5 protein-coding genes and 2 pseudogenes are annotated in these 5,926 nt (G+C 70.7%); 4 read left to right on the top strand and 3 right to left on the bottom strand.

All coding sequences use genetic code 11. The features are described from left to right. Positions 1–240: 240 nt before the first annotated feature. A complete protein-coding gene (dinB, locus tag ACJ73U_RS09255) occupies positions 241–1,434 on the bottom strand; it encodes a DNA polymerase IV (protein WP_407777133.1) in 1,194 nt (397 codons plus the stop codon). Further along, a complete protein-coding gene (locus ACJ73U_RS09250; RefSeq protein WP_407777132.1) occupies positions 1,425–2,744 on the bottom strand; it encodes an FAD-binding oxidoreductase in 1,320 nt (439 codons plus the stop codon). Before ACJ73U_RS09250 ends, dinB begins: the two co-directional genes overlap by 10 nt. A 70-nt stretch (positions 2,745–2,814) precedes the next feature. On the opposite strand from ACJ73U_RS09250, the gene ACJ73U_RS09245 reads away from it, so the two are divergent. The 3 genes from ACJ73U_RS09245 (at position 2,815) to ACJ73U_RS09235 (ending at position 5,562) form a co-directional block, all read left to right on the top strand. Further along, the gene (locus tag ACJ73U_RS09245; protein ID WP_407777131.1) at positions 2,815–3,696 is read left to right on the top strand and encodes a LysR family transcriptional regulator; all 882 of its coding nucleotides are present in this window, start codon (positions 2,815–2,817) and stop codon (positions 3,694–3,696) included. After that, the gene (locus ACJ73U_RS09240; RefSeq protein WP_407777130.1) at positions 3,693–4,829 is read left to right on the top strand and encodes an epoxide hydrolase family protein; all 1,137 of its coding nucleotides are present in this window, start codon (positions 3,693–3,695) and stop codon (positions 4,827–4,829) included. Before ACJ73U_RS09245 ends, ACJ73U_RS09240 begins: the two co-directional genes overlap by 4 nt. 193 nt (positions 4,830–5,022) lie before the next feature. Beyond that, complete coding sequence (locus ACJ73U_RS09235) at positions 5,023–5,562, top strand: hypothetical protein (RefSeq protein ID WP_407777129.1); 540 nt, start codon at positions 5,023–5,025, stop codon at positions 5,560–5,562. Between the two features lie 3 nt (positions 5,563–5,565). Here the strand turns inward: ACJ73U_RS09235 and ACJ73U_RS09230 are convergent. Then, positions 5,566–5,751 (bottom strand): annotated as a pseudogene (locus tag ACJ73U_RS09230) (MarR family winged helix-turn-helix transcriptional regulator); the annotation flags it as partial. A gap of 5 nt (positions 5,752–5,756) precedes the next feature. On the opposite strand from ACJ73U_RS09230, the pseudogene ACJ73U_RS09225 reads away from it, so the two are divergent. Continuing rightward, positions 5,757–5,891 (top strand): annotated as a pseudogene (locus tag ACJ73U_RS09225) (carboxymuconolactone decarboxylase family protein); the annotation flags it as partial. Positions 5,892–5,926: the final 35 nt, after the last annotated feature.

Genomic DNA, 5,926 nt, shown 5'->3' with positions numbered 1-5,926 from the left:
CTCGAAGGCCAGACTCGAAGGCCAGACTCGAAGGCCAGACACGAAGGCGGAAGCGGAGGGCGGAGGGCGGAGGGCGGAGGGCAGCCCAATGCATGCCCTGTCGTCAACCACAGGCACCTTTCACCACGGCAGGGGGAGAGAGAAGCCCCAGCTTTGCGGGACAAAGGCTGCGATATGAAGGCCTCGGCATGCAGGAAGCACACCCTTCCGGAGGGGCACCGCCGCCGGGAATCGCGCACCTCAGTCAGGTAACAGTGGCACCGACAAGCCCGGGTCTCGGCCGAGCAGGATCGCTCGGGTGACCGCCAGTGAACCGAAGCGATCGCGGACCTGGTCCATGGCCGCGTCCAGTGCTCCGGGTTCGACCTCGTCGAACGGTAGCGGTAGTTGTACTGCCTCCTCGTCGTCGAGGTTTGCCAGGGATACGCCCACCAGCGTGCAGCCGCGGTCCAGCAGGGTCGGCAACACCACGCGCAGTAGTCCGCGGGCCGTCATGAGCAGGACCTCCGTGTCCGCGGTCGCTCGTGCCAGCGTGTGCGATCGGGTGGCGCGGGCGAAGTCCGCGTACCGCAACCGCAGCACGACCGTTCGACATGAGCGCTTGGCGGCGCGCAGGCGGCGCGCCACCCGGTCGATCAGTTGGGCCAGCACCGCCTCCAGATCCTCCGGTGTGTGCGTCGACCACCCGATGGCACGTTGCGCGCCGATGGACCGGCGCCGCTGCCCCACCCGCACCGGCCGCGGGTCCTGGTTGTGCGCCAACGCGTGCAGGTGCCGGCCCGAGGCCTTGCCGAGCATCGCCGTCAGGGTCGACTCGCTCAGCTTCGCCACCTGGCCGACCGTCGTGATGCCTCGGTCGCGCAGCTTCGCGGACGTCACCTTGCCGACGCCCCACAGCCGCTCGACCGGTAGCGGGTGCAGGAACTCCAGCTCACGTGCCGGCGGCACGACCAGGAGGCCGTCCGGCTTGGCGACCCCGCTGGCGACCTTCGCCAGGAACTTGGTGCGTGCCACGCCCACGGTGATCGGGAGCCCCACCCGCTCCCGCACCGCCCCGCGTAATCGCTCGGCGATCACCTCCGGCGAACCCGCGATCTTGCGTAAGCCACCCACCTCCAGGAACGCCTCGTCGATCGACAACCCCTCCACGAGCGGCGTGGTGTCACGGAAAACCTCGAACACCGCCCTGCTCGCCGCCGAGTACGCCGACATCCTCGGCGGGACCACCACCGCCTGCGGGCACAACCGCAGCGCCCGGGCGCCACCCATCGCGGTTCGCACACCCAACCGCTTGGCCTCGTAGCTCGCGGCCAGCACCACGCCGCCGCCCACGATCACCGGGCGGCCGCGCAGCTCCGGGTTGTCCCGCTGCTCGACCGACGCGTAGAACGCGTCCAGATCGGCGTGGAGGATCGTCGCCACACTCACGAACACATGTTCGCATCAACCACCGACAAAAACACGCCGTCCGGATCGAACTTGTCTTTGACCTGGGCCAACCGCCTCGTCGTCGCCGGGTCACGCGGCGCCGGCAGCGACGGGTCGGCGCCCACCGGGCCGTAGCCGAAGGCGGCCACGCGTCCCACCGCGAACGGCGCGGCGGCGGCGAACACCTCGTGGTGGACCGCCCGCGCCGCGTCGACAGCGCCGGGTTCGCCCGCCGGCGACAGCACCCGCAGGATGTGCGTGGCCTCCCGGTACGGCACCGCGTTGGCCACCTCCGGGGCCCGCGCCATCGCACCGCCGAGGTGCCGGAGGTCGACCACACACGGCACCGACGCCGCCGGCCCGGCGAGCGTGCGCACCGCGGCCAGCAGCTCCGGCGGCAGCTCGCCGAGCAGCACGTTGTCCCCCACGTACGCGTGCGGGAAGTCCGGGTCGCCGTAGATCGAGCCGACGTCGGCGGCCGGGACCTCGCCCACCCGGTCGACCAGCGGGCCGATCGCGCGCAGCGGGGCGAGCAGCGACGGGTCGAGCGGCTCCGTGCTCGCCAGGCGCACGTGTAGGACATGCCTGCCGCGTAACGGTTCCGGCACCGCGTCGATCGGCGGCAGCCCGACCATGCCGACCGAGCTGGTCAGCGTTTCCGGCGCCGCCCCGGTCAGGTCGCGGAACGCGGCGAGCACGGCGGCCGCGTGCGCCGCGTCGAAGTGGAGCCCGCCGCCGTACACGATCGGCACAGGCATCAGTGCGACCTCCATCCCGACCACGATGCCGAGTAACTCCCCGCCGCCGCGTAACGCCCAGAACAGGTCCGGCTCGCTCGTCGCGGTGACATGCCGTAGCTCGCCGTCCGACGTCACCACGTCGAGTGCCCGGACGTGATCCGCCGCGTATCCGAACGTGCGACCGAGCAACCCCACACCGCCACCCAGCGTGTAGCCGACCGCGCCCACTCCCGGGGACGACCCGGCGAGCGGCGCCAACCCGTGGGCGGCGGCCTGCTCGATCACGGCCGACCACCGCACGCCGGCCTCGACGTATGCGGTACGTGCGGCGGGATCGACCCGCACGCCGGCCATGCGCCTCGTCGTCACCAGCACCCCGTCCGCGGGGACGCGTGCGCCGTGCCCGGTCGCCTGCACCGCGACCCGCGCACCACGCGCACGAGCCAGCCGGACCGCCCCCGCGACATCGTCGGCGGAGGACGCCGCCACGACCGCCGCCGGCCGGTGCCGCACCCCGGTCTGAAAGCCCGCGACTTCCGCCTCATACCCCTCGTCACCTGCGAAGAACGTTTCCATGAGGCCACTGTGCCCATCGGCGATCCATAAGTCAAACAGCTGACTCTGATCGTGTGTATAGTTGTTCGTTATGGAGATCAGGCAGCTGCGGTACCTGGTGACGATCGTCGAGGCGGGCGGCTTCACCAGGGCGGCGGAACGCGTGCACGTCGCCCAGCCGGGCGTGAGCGCGCAGATCAGACAGCTCGAACGCGAGCTCGGTCAGGAGTTGCTGGACCGCTCCGGCCGGTCCGTGCGGCTCACCGACGCGGGTGCCGCCGTGCTGCCGTTCGCCCGCGCGGCGTTACGGGCCATCGACGATCTCCGTGACGTCGCCGACGAGCTGGCCGGGCTGGTACGCGGGCGCGTGCGAATCGGCATGGTCACCTCGTGCGGCGTACCCGACATGCCCCTGCTGCTGGAGCGGTTCCACCGGGACCACCCCGGCATCGACATCACGCTGGTGGAGGACAACTCGCACGCGCTCGTCGACAAGCTTCGTGACGGCTCGCTCGACCTCGCGCTCATCGCGCTGACCATGAAGAACCCGGAAGGGCTCGAGCTGGCGGTGATCGCGGACGAGCCGATCGTCGCCGCGGTCGCGTACGGCGAGCCGCTCAGCGACCGCGAGGAGGTCGGGCTCGCCACCTTGGAGGAGCACACGCTGATCAGCATGCCGGTGGGCAGTGGCATGCGCAGCGTGCTGGACGAGACGTGCACGGCGGCGGGGGTGCGGCCGCGGATCGGCCTGGAGGCCACCAACCCGCAGATGCTCGCGCAGCTGGCCAGCCGCGGTCTCGGCGTGGCGATCGTGCCGGAGTCGACGGCGCGGGAGAACGCGGACACGGTGCACATGCTGCGCATCGTCCGCCCGTCGATCCGGGGTCGATTAGCCCTGGCGTGGCGGTCGGAGGGCCAGCGGAGCACCGCTGCCCGGGCACTGATCGACCTGGCCGAAGGAGCCATCGCATGATCCCGTTCCAGATCGACACACCGGAGGCGGAGCTCGCCGACCTGCGGGAGAGGTTGCTGCGCACGAGGTGGCCGGACGAGGAGCCGGTCGGCGACTGGTCACAGGGCGTGCCGCTCGCGTACCTGCGTGAGCTGTGCGACTACTGGGCGACGAGGTACGACTGGCGTGCCACGGAACGGCGGCTGAACGCGTTACCCCAGTTCCGCACGGACATCGAGGGGATCGGCATCCACTTCCTGCACGTGCGCTCGCCGCACGAACAGGCGCTGCCGCTGATCCTCACGCACGGCTGGCCCGGTTCCGTGCTCGAGTTCGAGAAGGCGATCGGCCCGCTCACCGAACCCGACGACCCGGCGGACGCCTTCCACGTGGTGATCCCGTCCCTACCCGGCTACGGCTTCAGCGACCGGCCGACCGAGCCGGGCTGGGGCGTACGACGGATCGCCGCCGCGTGGCGCGAGCTGATGGCACGGCTCGGGTACGCGCGGTACGGGGCGCAGGGCAGCGACTGGGGCACCAGCATCACGACGAGCATGGGGCAGCAGGACACCGGTCAGCTCGCCGGGGTTCACGTGATGCCACCGATCGCCGCCCCGGACCCGGACACGTTCGACGACCTCACCGAGGCGGAGGAGGCGGCTCTGGCGGACCTGCGCCACGCGGCGGCGCACGAGTCGGGTTACGCGGAGCAGATGACGACCAAGCCCCAGACGGTTGGCTATGCGCTGACCGACTCGCCCGCCGGCCTGCTGGCGTGGATCGTCGAGAAGTTCGCGTCGTGGACGGACAGCGGTGGCCGCCCGGAGACCGTGCTGACCCGCGACGAGATGCTCGACGACATCACGCTGTACTGGCTCACCCGCACGGCGGCGTCGTCCGCGCGGCTGTACTGGGAGAGCTTCCGCGAGGTCAGCGAGTGGTTCGGCACGTCGACCACGGACACCGTGGACGTGCCGACCGGCTGCTCGGTGTTCCCGAAGGAGATGCCCCGGCCGTCCCGCAGGTGGGCGGAGAAGCGCTACGCGGACATCCGCCACTGGGGCGAACCGAGCCGGGGCGGTCATTTCGCCGCGTTCGAGCAACCAGACCTGTTCGTGAAGGAGGTGCGGACGTTCTTCCGACTGGTGCGCTGAAGTTGATCTTGCTGGACCACGCCCGTGCCACCACAGGTATGGTCTTCCGGTGGACGTCGACCGCGAGTCAGAAGGCGAAACGGGTTGGGCAGCCAGTCACAGTCAGGCCACGGAGCCAGGTGAAGGGGCCGGTCGCACGGAGGTGGCCGAGGGCGGCGGAGCCGGGAGCGACGACCAGGTCGAGCCTGGGGACGTGGACGTGGAGGGCGAACTACTTCCCATGCTGTGGAGCCAGTCCTCACCACGGGTGGGGGTGCTCGAGGATGTGCCGCACTGGCCGGTGGCGGCCGGGCGATTACACCTCGCGCTCGCGGTTGTGGCACTGACGCCGCAGCACACGATCGGCCCGTTCCCCGTCACGTACCAACAGCTCGGCGACTACTCGTTCGACGCGCTCCTGGCCGAGGCGTGCGAGAATCTCGCCGCCAAGCTGCCGATGGACATCCCCCAGGACGGCGACAAACCGCTGTCGCTCTCGGGCACCCTGATCGCGGCCGCGGTCTGCCTGCCCGACTTCTACCGCCGCCTCTCCGCACTCACCAAGGCGGACCGGCTGGTGGTCGGACTACCCCACGCGGACGAGGTCCAGGTGGCCGCCGCCGACTCGCCCGCCGCCGCGACGATCCACCGGACCATCCGGGACTCCGAGCAACTCGGCGCCGAGTTGGTTCCTTCCGTGCTGGCAGTCGAAGGGGACCAGCTCGAGGTCCTCTTCGAACAAGAACCCAGCTGAACCGAAGATCGCCGCCGAACGGTTCAGCAGGTCGATCCCCGGGGGCGTCAGGCGCACCGTTCTCGCGCGTCCATCCACAGGGGACGCCCCTCGCTCCACATAGCCCAACCTCGAGAACCGGTCCACGGTCTTGCCCGCCGCCTGCCTTGTCACCCCGAGCCGCCGCCCCAACTCGGCCGCCGTCACGCCCTCCGGGATTCACCCGGCAGCAGGCACTCGAAGTGGTGCTCGGCATCGGCACCTACACCATGTCGACGATCGCGAACCGCCTCACCTGCGCGCCACTCGACGAGCCGCTGACGCCGTTCGCCTGGGCGCCTGCCACGTGAACACCACCAGCGGCTGGGAGTCGACGGAGAACCCG

Source organism: Actinophytocola sp., from assembly GCF_045807065.1.
Taxonomy (GTDB): domain Bacteria; phylum Actinomycetota; class Actinomycetes; order Mycobacteriales; family Pseudonocardiaceae; genus Actinophytocola.
The sequence above is the reverse complement of the archived record's forward strand: the minus strand, read 5'-3'. Positions and strand labels throughout refer to the sequence as shown.